The 15,821-nt window shown below is 70.8% G+C and carries 14 protein-coding genes; 12 read left to right on the forward strand and 2 right to left on the reverse strand.

Translation table 11 applies throughout. The features are described 5' to 3' along the window. Both H8R17_RS12050 and H8R17_RS12055 read right to left on the reverse strand, forming a co-directional pair. Window positions 1-1,643, reverse strand: a 1,643-nt coding sequence (locus H8R17_RS12050) for a hypothetical protein (protein ID WP_187823211.1), incomplete at its 3' end; no start/stop codon positions are given. Between the two features lie 242 nt (window positions 1,644-1,885). After that, a complete protein-coding gene (locus H8R17_RS12055; RefSeq protein ID WP_187823148.1) occupies window positions 1,886-4,084 on the reverse strand; it encodes an elongation factor G-like protein EF-G2 in 2,199 nt (732 codons plus the stop codon). 241 nt (window positions 4,085-4,325) lie between these two features. Between H8R17_RS12055 and pgsA the strand changes: the two genes are divergently transcribed. The 12 genes from pgsA (at window position 4,326) to secD (ending at window position 15,820) form a co-directional block, all read left to right on the forward strand. Continuing rightward, window positions 4,326-5,072, forward strand: coding sequence for a phosphatidylinositol phosphate synthase (gene pgsA / locus H8R17_RS12060; RefSeq protein ID WP_187823212.1), 747 nt, complete (start codon window positions 4,326-4,328; stop codon window positions 5,070-5,072). Next, window positions 5,069-6,001, forward strand: a complete 933-nt coding sequence (locus H8R17_RS12065; protein WP_187823149.1) for a phosphatidylinositol mannoside acyltransferase — start codon at window positions 5,069-5,071, stop codon at window positions 5,999-6,001. Before pgsA ends, H8R17_RS12065 begins: the two co-directional genes overlap by 4 nt. After that, window positions 5,998-7,176: a glycosyltransferase family 4 protein gene (locus tag H8R17_RS12070; protein WP_187823150.1), complete on the forward strand. Its 1,179-nt coding sequence runs from the start codon at window positions 5,998-6,000 to the stop codon at window positions 7,174-7,176. Before H8R17_RS12065 ends, H8R17_RS12070 begins: the two co-directional genes overlap by 4 nt. Before the next feature lie 510 nt (window positions 7,177-7,686). Further along, on the forward strand, window positions 7,687-8,229 hold the full coding sequence (locus H8R17_RS12075; RefSeq protein ID WP_187823151.1) for a hypothetical protein: 543 nt from the start codon (window positions 7,687-7,689) through the stop codon (window positions 8,227-8,229). Between the two features lie 125 nt (window positions 8,230-8,354). Next, a complete protein-coding gene (pdxS, locus tag H8R17_RS12080) occupies window positions 8,355-9,266 on the forward strand; it encodes a pyridoxal 5'-phosphate synthase lyase subunit PdxS (RefSeq protein WP_187823152.1) in 912 nt (303 codons plus the stop codon). A 6-nt stretch (window positions 9,267-9,272) separates the two neighbouring features. Continuing rightward, window positions 9,273-9,881 carry a pyridoxal 5'-phosphate synthase glutaminase subunit PdxT gene (gene pdxT, locus H8R17_RS12085; protein WP_187823153.1) on the forward strand — a complete coding sequence of 203 codons (609 nt, stop codon included), beginning with the start codon at window positions 9,273-9,275 and terminating at the stop codon, window positions 9,879-9,881. A gap of 48 nt (window positions 9,882-9,929) precedes the next feature. Then, a complete protein-coding gene (locus tag H8R17_RS12090) occupies window positions 9,930-10,682 on the forward strand; it encodes a YebC/PmpR family DNA-binding transcriptional regulator (protein WP_187823154.1) in 753 nt (250 codons plus the stop codon). A 201-nt stretch (window positions 10,683-10,883) separates the two neighbouring features. Beyond that, on the forward strand, window positions 10,884-11,432 hold the full coding sequence (ruvC, locus tag H8R17_RS12095) for a crossover junction endodeoxyribonuclease RuvC (protein WP_187823155.1): 549 nt from the start codon (window positions 10,884-10,886) through the stop codon (window positions 11,430-11,432). Next, the gene (gene ruvA / locus H8R17_RS12100; protein WP_187823156.1) at window positions 11,429-12,034 is read left to right on the forward strand and encodes a Holliday junction branch migration protein RuvA; all 606 of its coding nucleotides are present in this window, start codon (window positions 11,429-11,431) and stop codon (window positions 12,032-12,034) included. Before ruvC ends, ruvA begins: the two co-directional genes overlap by 4 nt. A gap of 162 nt (window positions 12,035-12,196) precedes the next feature. Further along, window positions 12,197-13,267 (forward strand): Holliday junction branch migration DNA helicase RuvB, encoded by a 1,071-nt coding sequence (gene ruvB / locus H8R17_RS12105; protein WP_187823157.1) that lies wholly within the window; start codon window positions 12,197-12,199, stop codon window positions 13,265-13,267. A gap of 176 nt (window positions 13,268-13,443) precedes the next feature. Further along, window positions 13,444-13,938, forward strand: coding sequence for a preprotein translocase subunit YajC (gene yajC, locus H8R17_RS12110; RefSeq protein ID WP_187823158.1), 495 nt, complete (start codon window positions 13,444-13,446; stop codon window positions 13,936-13,938). A 133-nt stretch (window positions 13,939-14,071) separates the two neighbouring features. Next, window positions 14,072-15,820, forward strand: a complete 1,749-nt coding sequence (gene secD / locus H8R17_RS12115) for a protein translocase subunit SecD (protein WP_187823159.1) — start codon at window positions 14,072-14,074, stop codon at window positions 15,818-15,820. The last annotated feature ends 1 nt before the right edge of the window (window position 15,821 follow it).

A 15,821-nucleotide genomic window follows, 5' to 3' on the forward strand; every position in this document is an offset into this window, starting at 1 on the left:
ACGTCGGCTTTCCCCGGTGTCGGATCCTGCACCGCCGTGCTCAGGAACGCCGACCGCGAACCGAACTTCTCGGTGTTCACTCCGTTCTCCTCCAGCACCTTGATCGCGCCGGCGTGCACCACCCGCAGCACCGGAGCGGCCGCGCGCAACGCGTCGTCGGCCATGAAGCGATGCCGCCACGGCTTGTCGGCCCACGCGTGCCGCAGGCCGAACGGCTCGGGCAGGGCCAGCGTGCCGCCGAGCCACTTCAGCAGCGGCGGATACCAGGTCAGCGGCGCCCGCGCGGCCAGCCGCACCACCTCGTCGGCGTCCACCAGCGGCAGCTTCACGCTCCGCGTCTCCCAGAACTTCAGCGCCTTCTGGACCGTCTTCGACTTGTCCTCCGGCTTAGACGTGAACAACGGATGCACCGGCCCGAGCGCATGCCCGGTCACCTCGATGCGCAGCGTCTCGTGCAGCACGGTCACCGTGATGAGCATGGTGATGATCAGCTGCCCGTCCCACAGCGTCCACTGGACGCCCAGGTAGTGCCGGTCACCGGCGCCGAACTGCTGCTTGTTGCAGATGTCCTGTATGGCGTGCGACTTGACCTGGTACGCCTCGACGTCCGTGCCCTCCGGCCGGGACACGGCGCCCGCGTTCTCCCCGATCGGCGTGACGATCCAGTGCCGTATCGACGGCTTCGTGAAGCCGCCCGTGTTCAGCGGGGTCCGCTCCAGCATGCGCAGCCGGTCGTGGATGGACTTGACGACGTCCCAGCTGCGGAAGGGATGGATCTCCCGGTCCGGGTCGGCCGACACCAGGTCCTCGGCGAGCTGCCAGCTGCCCCAGCGCGTGCCCATGCCGAGTATGCCCTTCGGCCAAGCGTAGAAGACCGAGTTGGACTGCTGCTCGGCGCTGAGCCGGGCCAGGGACTGGCGCAGCTGCTCGGCCGCCGTCTCGCCGGGGCTGCTCGGCACCGCCTCCGGCACCTTCGCGCCGACACTGCTGCCGGAGAGCAGGCTGTCCCAGCGCTCCCGCAGATCCCTCGCCGTACGCTCACAGATCTGCTTGGCCCAGAACCAGCCGGCCACCGGGGCGACGACCGCCAGGCGCGCGTACAACGCCCAGAACCCGGTGAACGGCATCCGGATCAGGAAGATCACCGCGAGGGCGCCGACCGCGACCAGCAGTGTGGTGGCGAGCGCGCCGGCCCGCTTGTCCTCGCGCTTGGCCATGGTCGTACGGATCTGGAAGACCAGCAGCCAGACCAGCAGGCCGGGCAGGAAGATCAGACCGCACAGCGCCATGACGGCCGTCAGCCAGTTGTCCCGCTCACGGCGGATGCGGTTCGCCGCGAGACAGTGCTCGACCACCACCTGCGGCTGGGTGCCGAAGGACTGGATGAGCGGCTTGCGGCCCGCGCCCAGCATGCGGTCGACGACGGCGCGGGAGAACGCCTCGCCGAGGTTCGGCTTGAACAGCGCGAGTTTGCCGCCCTTGACGGTGGACTTGTGCCACTCGTTGTCGGCATCGAGGATCTTCTCCACCGGATTGTCCCGATATGCCGCCGAGGCCAGCGCGAACGTCGCCGTCTGTCCCTCGTCGCCCGTGCGCGGTACCTGCGGACCGAAAATGTCCGCGTAACCGCTCTCAACGGTCATTACCGCCCCCGATCGCCGTCACTGCCGCTGCTGCGGCCCTTCCCGACTTCCGTACCCCGCACACCTGTTGATCAGTTCTTCGTTCCGACCGACATGCCGAGCGAGGCGCTGATCGCCGCACAACGTGATCAGGTCATCAGCGTAGCCGCAGGCAACGACAACGCGTCGGCGGACGGCCGAAGCCGCCCGCCGAAACGGAAGGGAGCGTTCCACACACGTCACTTGTGGGCGCCCGGCGCCAACTAGGAGGCGGCGCGCGCCTCTTCACGGATACTTTCGGCAATCTGTGGCGGCATCGGTTCGTGCCGGGCGTACGCGCGGCTGAAGCGTGCGGTGCCGTGCGACAGGGAGCGCAGGTCGACCGCGTACCGGCCGATCTCGATCTCCGGCACCTCGGCCCGGACCAGCGTGCGGCCGCCGGGCGTCTGCTCGGTGCCCAGCACCCGGCCGCGCCGCCCGGACAGGTCGCTCATCACAGCGCCCACGTAGTCGTCGCCGACCAGCACGCTCACCTCGGCCACCGGCTCCAGCAGATGGATCTTCGCATCGGCCGCGGCCTCCCGAAGCGCCAGCGCGCCCGCCGTCTGGAACGCGGCGTCCGAGGAGTCCACCGAGTGCGCCTTGCCGTCCAGCAGCGTCACCCGCACGTCGACGAGCGGATGACCGGCCGCGACCCCCTTGAGGGCCTGGGCCCGCACGCCCTTCTCGACCGACGGGATGAACTGCCGCGGCACCGCACCGCCGACCACCTTGTCCACGAACTCGATGCCCGAGCCGCCCGGCAGCGGCTCCACCTCGATCTCGCAGATGGCGTACTGCCCGTGCCCGCCGGACTGCTTGACGTGCCGGCCGCGCCCCGCCGACCTGCCCGCGAACGTCTCCCGGAGGGAGACCTTGTGCGGTACGACGTCGACCTGGACGCCGTACCGGCTGCGCAGCCGCTCCAGCGCGACGTCCGCGTGGGCCTCGCCCAGGCACCACAGGACCACCTGGTGGGTGTCCTGGTTCTGTTCCAGGCGCATCGTCGGGTCCTCGGCGACCAGCCGGGACAGGCCCTGGGAGAGCTTGTCCTCGTCCGGCTTGCTGTGTGCCTGGATGGCCAGCGGCAGCAGTGGGTCGGGCATCTGCCACGGCTCCATCAGCAGCGGGTCGTCCTTGGCGGAGAGCGTGTCCCCGGTCTCCGCGCGGCTCAGCTTCGCCACGCACGCCAGGTCACCCGCGACGACGTGCGAGACCGGGCGCTGCTGTTTGCCGAACGGCGTGGACAGGGCGCCGATCCGCTCGTCGACGTCGTGGTCCTCGTGCCCGCGGTCCGCAAGACCGTGCCCGGAGACGTGCACGGTCTGGTCGGCACGCAGGGTGCCGGAGAACACCCGGATCAGCGAGAGCCGGCCGACGTACGGGTCGGATGAGGTCTTCACGACCTCCGCGACCAGCGGCGCGTTGGGATCGCACGGCTTCAGCTCGCGCGGCTTGCCGTCGATGCTGGTCACGCGGTGCACCTCGTGCTCCAGCGGGGTCGGGAAACCGCGCGTGACCAGCTCCAGCAGCTCGACCGTGCCGAGGCCCTGCCGGGCGCCGTCGGCCGCGGGGGCGGCGGCCAGCACGGGGAAGAAGACCCCGCGCGCGACGGCCCGCTCCAGGTCCTCGATCAGCGTCTTGACGTCGACCGTCTCGCCGCCGAGATAGCGGTCCATGAGGGTCTCGTCCTCGCTCTCCGAGATGATCCCCTCGATCAGCCGGTTGCGGGCCTCCTCGATCAGCGGCAGCTGGTCCTCGCCCGGTTCGGACTCCGCCCGCTCCCCGGACGAGTAGTCGAACAGCTTCTGCGACAGCACCCCGATCAGCCCGGTCACGGGCGCGTGCCCGTCGGCCGCCTGCCGGCCGTGCAGCGGCAGGTACAGCGGCAGCACGGCGTCGGGGTCGTCGGCGCCGAAGGCCTCCGCGCAGATCCGCGTCATCTCCTCGAAGTCCGACCGGGCGGCCTCCAGGTGCGTGATCACGATGGCCCGTGGCATGCCGACGGCCGCGCACTCCTCCCACACCATGCGGGTCGAGCCGTCCACGCCGTCGGAGGCGGAGACGACGAAAAGGGCCGCGTCCGCCGCTCGCAGACCGGCCCTGAGTTCACCGACGAAGTCGGCGTATCCGGGAGTGTCGAGGAGATTGACCTTGATGCCGCCCCATTCGACGGGGACCAGCGAGAGCTGTACGGAGCGTTGCTGCCGGTGCTCGATCTCGTCGTAGTCGGAGACGGTGCCGCCGTCCTCCACGCGGCCCGCCCGGTTCACGGCCCTCGCCGCTAGGGCGAGAGCCTCCACCAGAGTCGTCTTGCCCGAACCGGAGTGGCCGACCAGCACCACATTCCGTACGGACGCGGGATGGTCGGCCGCCACTGCCCTGCCGGCGGCCCCGGGGTGTGTGTTCGCCTTGTCGCCCATGGCCTTGCCTCCCGTACACGGTGAGGTTGTGGGCGCGGACACGCGGGACCCTCCCCCAGACTCCGTCTGGGGGCACCCCCAGCGGTGGCGGCTCCGGCGACGCCCGCGGTTATTCGAGCTTTCCACTCTCGTCACGGTGCGTCCATACGAGGGACGCGATCGTGCCGCGACCCGGCCGCCACCGGACCGTGACACGGGGCTGCCGACGCCCGGCCGTCGCCCACGCGCGCGCGTGGCTACGATGGGCCAGCCGGTGGCCAGCAGGGGCCACTCGGCCCCACCGACCGTCGGGAAGGCCATGCTGAACAAGTACGCGCGTGCATTCTTCACGCGTGTTCTCACGCCGTTCGCCGCGTTTCTCATCCGACGGGGCGTCAGCCCCGACACGGTCACGCTCATCGGCACCGCGGGCGTGATGGCCGGCGCGCTGGTCTTCTACCCCCGGGGCGAGTTCTTCTGGGGCACGGTCGTGATCACGCTGTTCGTCTTCTCCGACCTCGTCGACGGCAACATGGCCCGCCAGCTGGGCCGCTCAAGCCGCTGGGGCGCGTTCCTGGACTCCACCCTCGACCGGGTCGCCGACGGTGCGATCTTCGGCGGCTTCGCCCTGTGGTACGCGGGCGGCGGCGACGACACCGTCCTGTGCGCCGTCTCCATCTTCTGCCTGGCCAGCGGCCAGGTGGTGTCGTACACCAAGGCCCGCGGCGAGTCGATCGGGCTGCCGGTCGCCGTGAACGGGCTCGTCGAGCGCGCCGAGCGGCTGGTGATCTCGCTGGTCGCGGCCGGGGTCGCGGGCTTCGACACGTTCGGCGTGCCCGGGATCCACGTCGTGCTGCCGATCGCCCTGTGGATCGTCGCCGTCGGCAGCCTCGTCACGCTGATCCAGCGGGTCGTCACGGTCCGCAGGGAGTCCGCGGAGGCCGAGGCGCAGCAGGACGGCCAGGAGCGGCCGGAGAACGCCTCGCACGGAAGCGAGGCCGCGACATGAACGCTAAGGACCGGCTGACGGACACGCTGTACGGCCTCGGCTGGGGCACGGTCAAGAAGCTCCCCGAGCCGGTCGCCGTACGGCTCGGCCGGACCATCGCCGACGTCACCTGGAAGCGGCGCGGCAAGGGCGTGCAGCGGCTGGAGAGCAACTACGCGCGCGTGGTGCCGGACGCGGGCCCGGAGCGCCTGGCCGAGCTCTCGCGCGCGGGCATGCGGTCGTACATGCGCTACTGGATGGAGTCCTTCCGGCTCCCGGCCTGGAGCACCGAGCGCATCAAGGGCGGCTTCGACCCCAAGGGCGTGCACCACCTGACCGACGGCCTCGCCTCCGGCAAGGGCGTCGTCCTGGCCCTGCCGCACCTGGCCAACTGGGACCTGGCGGGCGCCTGGGTCACCACCAAGCTGGAGACCCCGTTCACCACCGTCCAGGAGCGCCTCAAGCCCGAAGCGCTCTACGACCGCTTCGTCGCCTATCGCACCCAACTGGGCATGGAGGTCCTGCCGCACAGCGGCGGCTCCGCCTTCGGCGTCCTGGCCCGGCGGCTGCGCGAGGGCGGCCTGGTCTGCCTGGTCGCCGACCGCGACCTGTCCGCGTCCGGCGTCGAGGTGGAGTTCTTCGGCGAGCCGGCCCGTATGCCCGCGGGTCCCGCCCTGCTCGCCCAGCAGACCGGGGCGCTGCTGCTGCCGGTCACGCTGTGGTACGACGATTCGCCCGTAATGCAGGGGCGGCTGCATCCGCCGATCGAGGTACCCGAGTCAGGTACCCGGGCCGAAAAGACGTCTGTCATGACACAGGCGCTGGCCGACGCCTTCGCCACGGGGATCGCCGACCATCCGGAGGACTGGCACATGCTGCAGCGCTTGTGGCTCGAGGACCTCGATCCTGCCAAGGATCCCCAGCGGGACAGCGAGAAGGGGACCTCGTGAGGATCGGCATCGTCTGCCCGTACTCCTGGGACGTACCGGGCGGTGTCCAGTTCCACATCCGGGATCTCGCCGAGTACTTCATCCGTCTCGGTCACGAGGTGTCCGTCCTCGCCCCGGCCGACGACGACACCCCGCTGCCGCCGTACGTCGTCTCCGCCGGACGCGCGGTGCCGGTGCCGTACAACGGCTCGGTGGCGCGCCTGAACTTCGGCTTCCTCTCCGCCGCCCGGGTACGCCGCTGGCTGCACGACGGTGAGTTCGACGTCATCCACATCCACGAGCCGGCCTCGCCGTCGCTTGGCCTGCTGTCCTGCTGGGCGGCTCAGGGACCCATCGTCGCGACCTTCCACACCTCGAACCCGCGCTCGCGGGCCATGATCGCCGCGTACGCCATCCTCCAGGCGGCCCTGGAGAAGATCAGCGCGCGGATCGCGGTGAGCGAGTACGCCCGCCGCACGCTCGTGGAACACCTGGGCGGGGACGCGGTCGTCATCCCCAACGGCGTCGACGTCGACTTCTTCGCCAAGGCCGAGCCCCGGCCCGAGTGGCAGGGCGACACCATCGGTTTCATCGGGCGCATCGACGAGCCCCGCAAGGGTCTGCCGGTCCTCATGAAGGCCCTCCCGAAGATCCTCTCCGCCCGCCCGCAGACCCGGCTGCTGGTCGCGGGCCGCGGCGACGAGGAGGAGGCGGTGGAGACGCTGCCGGCGGAACTGCGCTCCCGCGTCGAATTCCTCGGCATGATCACCGACGAGGACAAGGCACGCCTCCTGCGCAGCGTCGACCTGTATGTCGCGCCGAACACCGGTGGCGAGAGCTTCGGCATCATCCTCGTCGAGGCCATGTCCGCCGGCGCGCCCGTCCTCGCCTCCGACCTGGACGCCTTCGCGCAGGTCCTCGACCAGGGCGCGGCCGGCGAACTGTTCCCCAACGAGGACGCGCACGCCCTCGCCGAAACCGCGGTCCGCCTCCTGGAGGGCCCGGCCCGCCGCACCGAACTCCGCGAACGGGGAACCAACCATGTCCGCCGCTTCGACTGGTCCACCGTCGGCGCGGACATCCTGTCGGTCTACGAAACGGTCACGGCAGGCGCGGCAGCGGTGGCCACGGACGAGCGGGCCGGGGGCGGCGGAGGAAGCGGCTTGCGGGCCCGGCTGGGGTTGGCACGGGACTGAGGGCCTGGGGGCGTGAGCTGTGACGGGGCTGGGGCGGGCGGGGCTTGAAGCTGACGGGCTTGAGGCTGGCGTGGCTGAGGGGCTTGAGGCTGAGGGGGATGGTGGCGGAGGCGCTGAGCTTGATGAGGCGGAGGGGGGAGGGCGGAGGTCTCAGGTTGAGGGGCTGAGGCCCGCGGGTTCTGAGGGTTGAGATGACTGACGCAGACGGGGTCAAGGGCTTGAGGCTGACGGGCCTCAGGGAACTGAAGCCGGCGAGGCTGATGGGCCGAGGCGCTGAGATCAGCCCCTCACCCACCCGCTGGGGACGCTCCTCCCCAACCGACCCGTCCCTTCCCGGTGCCGGTCCGCGCAATTCAGCCTGTCCGGCGTTTGAGGACGAGGCCGCAAGGCCGGAGCGGGGGTCTGGGGGCGCAGCCCCCAGGGACAGCAACCCGCCTACAACCCGCACCGGACAACGCACCGTACGCCACTCGGCTGACCCAGCGGAGCGCCCCGGTAGCCTTGCGGCCCGTGACCGCAACCCTCATCTGGATCCTCGTCGCCCTCGTGGTGATCGGCCTCTACCTGAGCTGGACGGCGGGACGGCTGGACCGGCTGCACGCCCGGATCGACGCCGCCCGCGCCGCCCTCGACGCCCAGCTGCTCCGCCGGGCCTCAGTGACCCAGGAACTGGCCACCTCGGGGGTGCTCGACCCGGCCGCCTCGATCGTCCTCTACGAGGCGGCACACGCCGCCCGGCAGGCCGAGGAGGACCACCGCGAGGTCGCCGAGAGCGAGCTGAGCCAGGCCCTGCGCGCGGTGTTCGCCGAGGCGCAGCAGGTGGAGGCGGTACGGGAGGCACCCGGGGGAGAGGAGGCGGCCCGGGAACTGACCGAGGCGGTCCGCCGGGTCCCGATGGCCCGCCGCTTCCACAACGACGCCGTACGCGCGGCCCGCGCCCTGCGGCGGCACCGCAAGGTCCGCTGGTTCCGGCTGGCCGGCCACGCCCCGTTCCCCCTGGCCTTCGAGATGGACGACGAACCGCCGGCGGCCCTGGTCGACCGGGCGGCATAGGCACTGTTTCCGCCTTCGTCCGCCGAAAAGGATCCACCGGCTTCCCATTGGCCCTTGCTGTGGCCTGGTCCCCTCACGTTTCCTCGGTGCTGCATCACAACCCCTGTCACCGAGTGAGGTCACCCGTGTCCACCACGCCCAGTTCCGCCCCGACCCCCGAGACCGGTTCCGCGCGCGTGAAGCGCGGCATGGCCGAGCAGCTCAAGGGCGGTGTGATCATGGATGTCGTCACGCCGGAGCAGGCGAAGATCGCCGAGGACGCGGGCGCCGTCGCCGTCATGGCCCTGGAGCGGGTGCCGGCCGACATCCGCAAGGACGGGGGCGTGGCCCGGATGTCCGACCCGGACATGATCGAGGGCATCATCAACGCCGTCTCCATCCCGGTGATGGCCAAGTCCCGCATCGGCCACTTCGTCGAGGCCCAGGTCCTGCAGTCCCTCGGCGTCGACTACATCGACGAGTCCGAGGTCCTCACCCCGGCCGACGAGGTCAACCACTCCGACAAGTGGTCCTTCACGACCCCCTTCGTCTGCGGCGCCACCAACCTCGGCGAGGCCCTGCGCCGCATCGCCGAGGGCGCCGCCATGATCCGCTCCAAGGGCGAGGCCGGCACCGGCAACGTCGTCGAGGCCGTCCGCCACCTGCGCCAGATCAAGAACGAGATCGCCCGGCTGCGCGGCTACGACAACCACGAGCTGTACGCCGCCGCCAAGGAGCTGCGCGCCCCGTACGAGCTGGTCAAGGAGGTCGCCGAGCTGGGCAAGCTGCCCGTCGTGCTGTTCTCCGCCGGCGGTGTCGCCACCCCGGCCGACGCTGCGCTGATGCGCCAGCTCGGCGCCGAGGGCGTCTTCGTCGGCTCCGGCATCTTCAAGTCCGGCGACCCGGCCAGGCGCGCCGCCGCCATCGTCAAGGCGACCACCTTCTACGACGACCCGAAGATCATCGCGGAGGCGTCCCGCAACCTCGGCGAGGCCATGGTCGGCATCAACTGCGACACCCTCCCCGAGGCCGAGCGCTACGCCAACCGCGGCTGGTAACCACCCATGACCCATGCACCTGTGATCGGAGTCCTGGCCCTCCAGGGCGACGTACGGGAGCACCTCACCGCCCTGGCCGCGGCCGACGCCGTGGCCAGGCCGGTGCGGCGCCCCGACGAGCTCGCCGAGGTCGACGGCCTCGTCATACCCGGCGGCGAGTCCACCACCATCTCCAAGCTGGCCGTGCTGTTCGGCCTGATGGACCCCCTACGCGTGCGCGTGCGGGACGGCATGCCGGTCTACGGCACGTGCGCCGGTCTGATCATGCTCGCCGACAAGATCCTCGACCCGCGCTCGGGCCAGGAGACGATCGGCGGCATCGACATGATCGTGCGCCGCAACGCCTTCGGACGGCAGAACGAGTCCTTCGAGGCGGCCGTCGACGTCAAGGGCATCGAGGGCGATCCGGTGGAAGGCGTCTTCATCCGCGCGCCCTGGGTCGAGTCCGTCGGCGCCCAGGCCGAGGTCCTCGCCGAGTACGACGGCCACATCGTCGCAGTCCGCCAGGGCACCGCGCTGGCCACGTCGTTCCACCCGGAACTGACCGGCGACCACCGCGTGCACTCCCTGTTCGTCGACATGGTGCGCGCCGACCGGACACCGGAGTCCTTGTAGGATTCCAGGCGTTCGTACAGAGATGGGTAACGCGAAGGAGACAGGCAGATGTCCGGCCACTCTAAATGGGCCACGACGAAGCACAAGAAGGCCGTCATCGATGCCAAGCGTGGCAAGCTCTTCGCGAAGCTGATCAAGAACATCGAGGTCGCGGCCCGCATGGGCGGCGCCGACCCCGACGGCAATCCGACGCTGTACGACGCCATCCAGAAGGCCAAGAAGTCGTCGGTCCCGAACAAGAACATCGACTCCGCGGTCAAGCGCGGCGCGGGCCTGGAGGCCGGAGGCGCCGAGTACGAGACGATCATGTACGAGGGCTACGGCCCGAACGGCGTCGCCGTGCTCGTCGAGTGCCTCACCGACAACCGCAACCGCGCCGCCTCCGAGGTCCGCGTCGCGATGACCCGCAACGGCGGCTCCATGGCCGACCCGGGCTCGGTCTCGTACCTGTTCAACCGCAAGGGCGTCGTCATCGTCCCCAAGGGGGAGCTGACCGAGGACGAGGTCCTCATGGCCGTCCTGGACGCCGGTGCCGAGGAGGTCAACGATCTCGGCGAGAACTTCGAGGTCGTCAGCGAGCCGACCGACCTGGTGGCGGTCCGCACCGCCCTCCAGGATGCCGGCATCGACTACGAGTCCGCCGACGCCAACTTCGTGCCGTCCGTCCAGGTCGAGCTGGACGAGGAGGGCGCCAAGAAGATCTTCAAGCTGATCGACGCGCTGGAGGACAGCGACGACGTGCAGAACGTCTTCGCCAACTTCGACGTCAGCGACGAGATCATGGAAAAGGCCGGCGCGTAATCGCTGCCGCGGATGCCGCGTTGATCGGCGGGCCGGTGGGACACGTCCTACCGGCCCGCCGCTGTTGTCGGTGGCTCCGGATAGCCTGGCATCAAGACAAAGATCACTGTCCACGGACCGCAACCAGCAATTGAGGAACCACGACGGTGCTCAACCAGGTCCGCGAAAGCGGCGGCGGATCAGCCGCAAAGGGGGTGGCGCGTGCGCGTACTCGGGGTGGACCCCGGACTGACGCGGTGCGGTGTCGGTGTCGTCGAGGGGGTCGCGGGCCGGCCGCTCACCATGCTCGGCGTCGGCGTCGTCCGCACGCCCGCGGACACCGGCCTGGGCCACCGCCTCGTCGTCATCGAGCAGGGCATCGAGCAGTGGCTGGACGCACACCGGCCGGAATGCGTCGCCGTGGAGCGCGTCTTCAGCCAGCACAACGTCCGTACGGTGATGGGCACGGCCCAGGCCAGCGCGATCGCCCTGCTGTGCGCCTCCCGCCGCGGTATCCCGGTCGCCCTGCACACCCCCAGCGAGGTCAAGGCCGCCGTCACCGGCTCGGGCCGCGCCGAGAAGGCCCAGGTGGGTGCCATGGTCACCCGCCTCCTCCGGCTGGACGCCCCGCCGAAGCCCGCCGACGCCGCCGACGCCCTCGCGCTCGCCATCTGCCACATCTGGCGCGCGCCCGCCCAGAACCGCCTCCAGCAGGCCGTCGCCCTACACGCATCGAAAGCATCGAACTCATCGAAGGGGCGCATCGCATGATCGCCTTCGTCAGCGGCCCGGTCGCCGCCCTCGCCCCGGACTCCGCGGTGGTCGAGGTGGGCGGGATCGGCATCGCCGTCCAGTGCACGCCCAACACCCTCTCCGGGCTCCGCATGGGCCAGCAGGCCAAACTGGCCACCTCCCTCGTCGTCCGGGAGGACTCCCTGACCCTGTACGGCTTCGCGGACGACGACGAGCGCCAGGTCTTCGAACTGCTCCAGACCGCGAGCGGCGTCGGCCCCCGCCTTGCCCAGTCCATGCTGGCCGTGCACTCCCCGGACGCCCTGCGCCGGGCCGTGGCGACCGGCGACGAGAAGGCCCTCACCGCCGTACCGGGCATCGGCAAGAAGGGCGCCCAGAAGCTGCTGCTGGAGCTGAAGGACCGCCTCGGCGAGCCCGTGGGCGCGCCCGCCGTCGGTGCGCCGGTCACCAGCGGCTGGCGCGACCAGCTGCACGCCGCCCTGATCGGCCTCGGCTACGCGACCCGCGAGGCCGAGGAGGCCGTCGTCGCGGTCGCCCCGCAGGCCGAGGCAGCCGGGGGCAACCCCCAGGTCGGTCAGCTGCTGAAGGCGGCGCTGCAGACCCTGAACAGAGCGCGCTGACCCGAAGGGGTTCCCGAAGCGGCCTGAAACAGCGCCCCGGGACCCCGCCGCGGCCCCGCCCGACGCCGCCTCGACCCTCCTACGCCCCATCCGACCGCGACCCTTCCGACCGCGACGTACCCCACCGCGACCCATCCGACCGCGACCCGCGAGGCACACGCAATGAACTGGGACGACACGACCGACACCCCCGCCGCCGAGCGGCTCGTCGGCGCGTCAGCCGATCATGAGGACCAGGCCGTCGAGTCCGCCCTGCGCCCCAAGGACCTGGGCGAGTTCATCGGCCAGGAGAAGGTCCGCGAGCAGCTCGACCTCGTTCTGCGGGCCGCACGCGCGCGGGGGGCCACCGCCGACCACGTCCTGCTCTCCGGCGCGCCCGGCCTGGGCAAGACCACCCTGTCGATGATCATCGCGGCCGAGATGGACGCCCCGATCCGCATCACGTCCGGCCCCGCCATCCAGCACGCCGGCGACCTGGCCGCGATCCTGTCTTCCCTGCAGGAGGGCGAGGTCCTCTTCCTCGACGAGATCCACCGCATGTCCCGGCCCGCCGAGGAGATGCTGTACATGGCGATGGAGGACTTCCGCGTCGACGTCATCGTCGGCAAGGGCCCCGGCGCCACCGCCATCCCGCTGGAGCTGCCCCCGTTCACCCTGGTCGGCGCCACCACCCGCGCGGGCCTGCTGCCGCCCCCGCTGCGCGACCGCTTCGGCTTCACCGCCCACATGGAGTTCTACGAGCCCGCCGAGCTGGAGCGGGTCATCCACCGCTCGGCCAACCTCCTCGACGTCGCGATCGAGGCCGACGGCGCCGCCGAGATCGCCGGCCGCTCCCGCGGCACGCCCCGCATCGCCAACCGCCTGCTGCGCCGTGTCCGCGACTACGCCCAGGTCAAGGCCGACGGGTTCATCACCAGGGACATCGCCGCGGCCGCCCTGGCCGTCTACGAGGTCGACGCCCGTGGCCTCGACCGCCTGGACCGGGCCGTGCTGGAGGCACTGCTCAAGCTGTTCGGCGGCGGGCCGGTCGGCCTGTCCACGCTCGCCGTCGCAGTGGGGGAGGAACGCGAGACCGTCGAGGAGGTCGCCGAGCCCTTCCTGGTGCGGGAGGGCCTGCTCGCCCGCACTCCCCGCGGCCGGGTGGCGACCCCTGCCGCATGGGCGCATCTCGGCCTCACGCCGCCCCGCTCGGGCGCCGCGGGAAACGGACAACAGGACTTGTTCGGGACGTGACGACATCGTGACGGAGCGCGTATTGGCCGGAGCAGGAACCCCGGTGCCATGCTGAACGTTGTTCCATGCGCGCGGACTCGCTTAGACTCCGCCGATGCCGCCTTTGTCGGCGGCATACATACCCCCAACCATCAGGCCGCTCACCATCGCGGTCGTGTTGAAGGAAGTTCCGACCCGTGAGTCTCGTGACCCTCCTCCCGTTCATCGTGCTCATCGGGGCCATGTTCCTGATGACCCGGTCGGCCAAGAAGAAGCAGCAGCAGGCTGCAGAGATGCGGAACCAGATGCAACCCGGTTCCGGCGTCCGCACGATCGGGGGCATGTACGCCACGGTCAAGGAGGTCAGCGAGGACACGGTCCTCGTCGACGCCGGTCCGGGCGTCGAGCTGCTCTTCGCCAAGAACGCGATCGGTGCCGTCCTGACCGACGACGAGTACAACCGCATCGTCCACGGCGTCGAGCACGACCTGAAGTCCGAGGCCGACCTCGTCCCGGACGACGCCTCCTCCCTCACCGAGACCGACGACTCCGCTGCCGCAGCCTCCGACGACAAGTCCGTCGACCTCGGCAAGAAGGACGCCCACGAGGAGCCGGCCGTCGAGGCCGAGGCCGCCGCGGCGAAGGCGGACGAGGAGCCGAAGAAGACCGACGGCGACTCCGAGGCGAAGTAGTCGCGTCCCGGGGCGCGCAGGCCGGGCTCGCGCGCCCCGGGGTATGCGCAGCCCGCACGGGGTCCCGACACCATGTCATGGCCGCCCCGCCGCCGATCCGGCGCGCGGGCGGCCCGAGAGGGAGTACGAGAAGGTGGCCGCACCTAAAAAGGGCCGGAGCGCGAGTGCCCAGAGCAAGCCGGGGCGCTCGCTGGCCCTGATCCTGATCGCCATCGTGGCGCTCACCGGAGGAATGTTCGCCTCCGGGCACACCACTCCGCGTCTCGGCATCGACCTGGCCGGCGGTACGAGCATCACGCTCCGGGCTGTCCCCGAGGCCGGCCAGGAGAACGCGATCAACAAGACCAACATGGACACCGCGGTCTCCATCATGGAGCGCCGCGTGAACGGTCTTGGTGTCCAGGAGGCCGAGGTCCAGACCCAGGGCGATCGCAACATCATCGTCAACATCCCCAAGGGCACGAACTCCAAGCAGGCCCGGGACCAGGTCGGCACCACCGCGAAGCTCTACTTCCGCCCGGTCCTCACCACCGAGGTCTCCGGCGGCGCCGCGCCCCCCACCCCCACGCCCAGCGCCTCGAACAGCCCCGCCGACAAGAACAGCGGCGACAAGGCCACGGACAAGAACAGCGGCGACAAGGCGACCCCGACCCCGTCCGGGAGCCCCACCACGCAGGGTCGCGCGGTCACCGACGCCCTGAAGGCCACGCCGACCCCGACCCCGACACCGACGCCCAGCACCTCCCCGGGCGGCGCCCCCTCCGGCGACGAGAGCAAGCTCCAGGCGCAGTACGCCGCGCTCGACTGCACCAAGGCAGCGGTCCGCGCCAAGGCCGGTGAGGGAGCCAGGCCCAGCGACCCGACCGTCGCCTGCGGCAAGAACTCGCAGGGCCAGTGGCAGAAGTACATCCTCGGCCCCGCCGCGGTCGACGGCACGGACATCGACAAGGCCCAGGCCGTCATCAACACCCAGGCTGGCGCGGGGTGGACGGTCACGATGAATTTCACCGACGCGGGCGCCAAGAAGTTCGCCGACATCACCGGCCAGCTGGCCCAGAAGCAGTCCCCGCAGAACCAGTTCGCGATCGTCCTGGACGGCGAGGTCGTCTCCGACCCGTTCGTCCGGGAGGCCCTGACCGGCGGCAACGCCGAGATCTCCGGCAACTTCAACCAGGAGTCGGCCCAGAGCCTCGCCAACATGCTGTCGTACGGCGCCCTGCCGCTGACCTTCAAGGAGGACAGCGTCACCACGGTGACCGCGGCACTCGGCGGCGATCAGCTGCAGGCCGGTCTGATCGCCGGCGCGATCGGCCTGGCCCTGGTCGTGCTCTACCTGCTCGTCTACTACCGCGGCCTGTCGTTCATCGCGATCCTCTCGCTGCTGGTCTCCGCGGCGCTCACCTACACGATCATGTCGCTGCTGGGCCCGGCCATCGGCTTCGCGCTGAACCTGCCGGCCGTCTGCGGAGCCATCGTCGCCATCGGCATCACGGCGGACTCGTTCATCGTGTACTTCGAACGCGTCCGCGACGAGATCCGCGAGGGCCGCTCGCTGCGCCCCGCCGTCGAGCGTGCCTGGCCGCGCGCCCGGCGCACCATCCTGGTCTCCGACTTCGTGTCGTTCCTCGCCGCCGCGGTGCTGTTCATCGTCTCCGTGGGCAAGGTTAAGGGCTTCGCGTTCACTCTCGGTCTGACCACCCTGCTCGACGTGGTCGTGGTGTTCCTGTTCACCAAGCCCCTGCTGACCCTGATGGCCCGCCGCAGGTTCTTTGCGAGCGGCCACAAGTGGTCCGGCCTCGACCCGAAGAGCCTGGGTGCCCAGCCACCGCTGCGCCGTACCCGCCGTCCCGCCGCCCTCCCCGTCGACCCGAAGGAGGCCTGAG

This window comes from Streptomyces sp. TRM68367, assembly GCF_014495685.1.
GTDB lineage: Bacteria > Actinomycetota > Actinomycetes > Streptomycetales > Streptomycetaceae > Streptomyces.

Bases quoted from the DNA above. Each gene is read 5' to 3' on its own strand.
- H8R17_RS12055 (WP_187823148.1), bottom strand. From the start codon at position 4,084: ATGGGCGACAAGGCGAACACACACCCCGGGGCCGCCGGCAGGGCAGTG.
- pgsA (WP_187823212.1), top strand. From the start codon at position 4,326: ATGGGCCAGCCGGTGGCCAGCAGGGGCCACTCGGCCCCACCGACCGTC.
- H8R17_RS12065 (WP_187823149.1), top strand. From the start codon at position 5,069: ATGAACGCTAAGGACCGGCTGACGGACACGCTGTACGGCCTCGGCTGG.
- pdxT (WP_187823153.1), top strand. From the start codon at position 9,273: ATGACCCATGCACCTGTGATCGGAGTCCTGGCCCTCCAGGGCGACGTA.
- H8R17_RS12090 (WP_187823154.1), top strand. From the start codon at position 9,930: ATGTCCGGCCACTCTAAATGGGCCACGACGAAGCACAAGAAGGCCGTC.
- ruvA (WP_187823156.1), top strand. From the start codon at position 11,429: ATGATCGCCTTCGTCAGCGGCCCGGTCGCCGCCCTCGCCCCGGACTCC.
- ruvB (WP_187823157.1), top strand. From the start codon at position 12,197: ATGAACTGGGACGACACGACCGACACCCCCGCCGCCGAGCGGCTCGTC.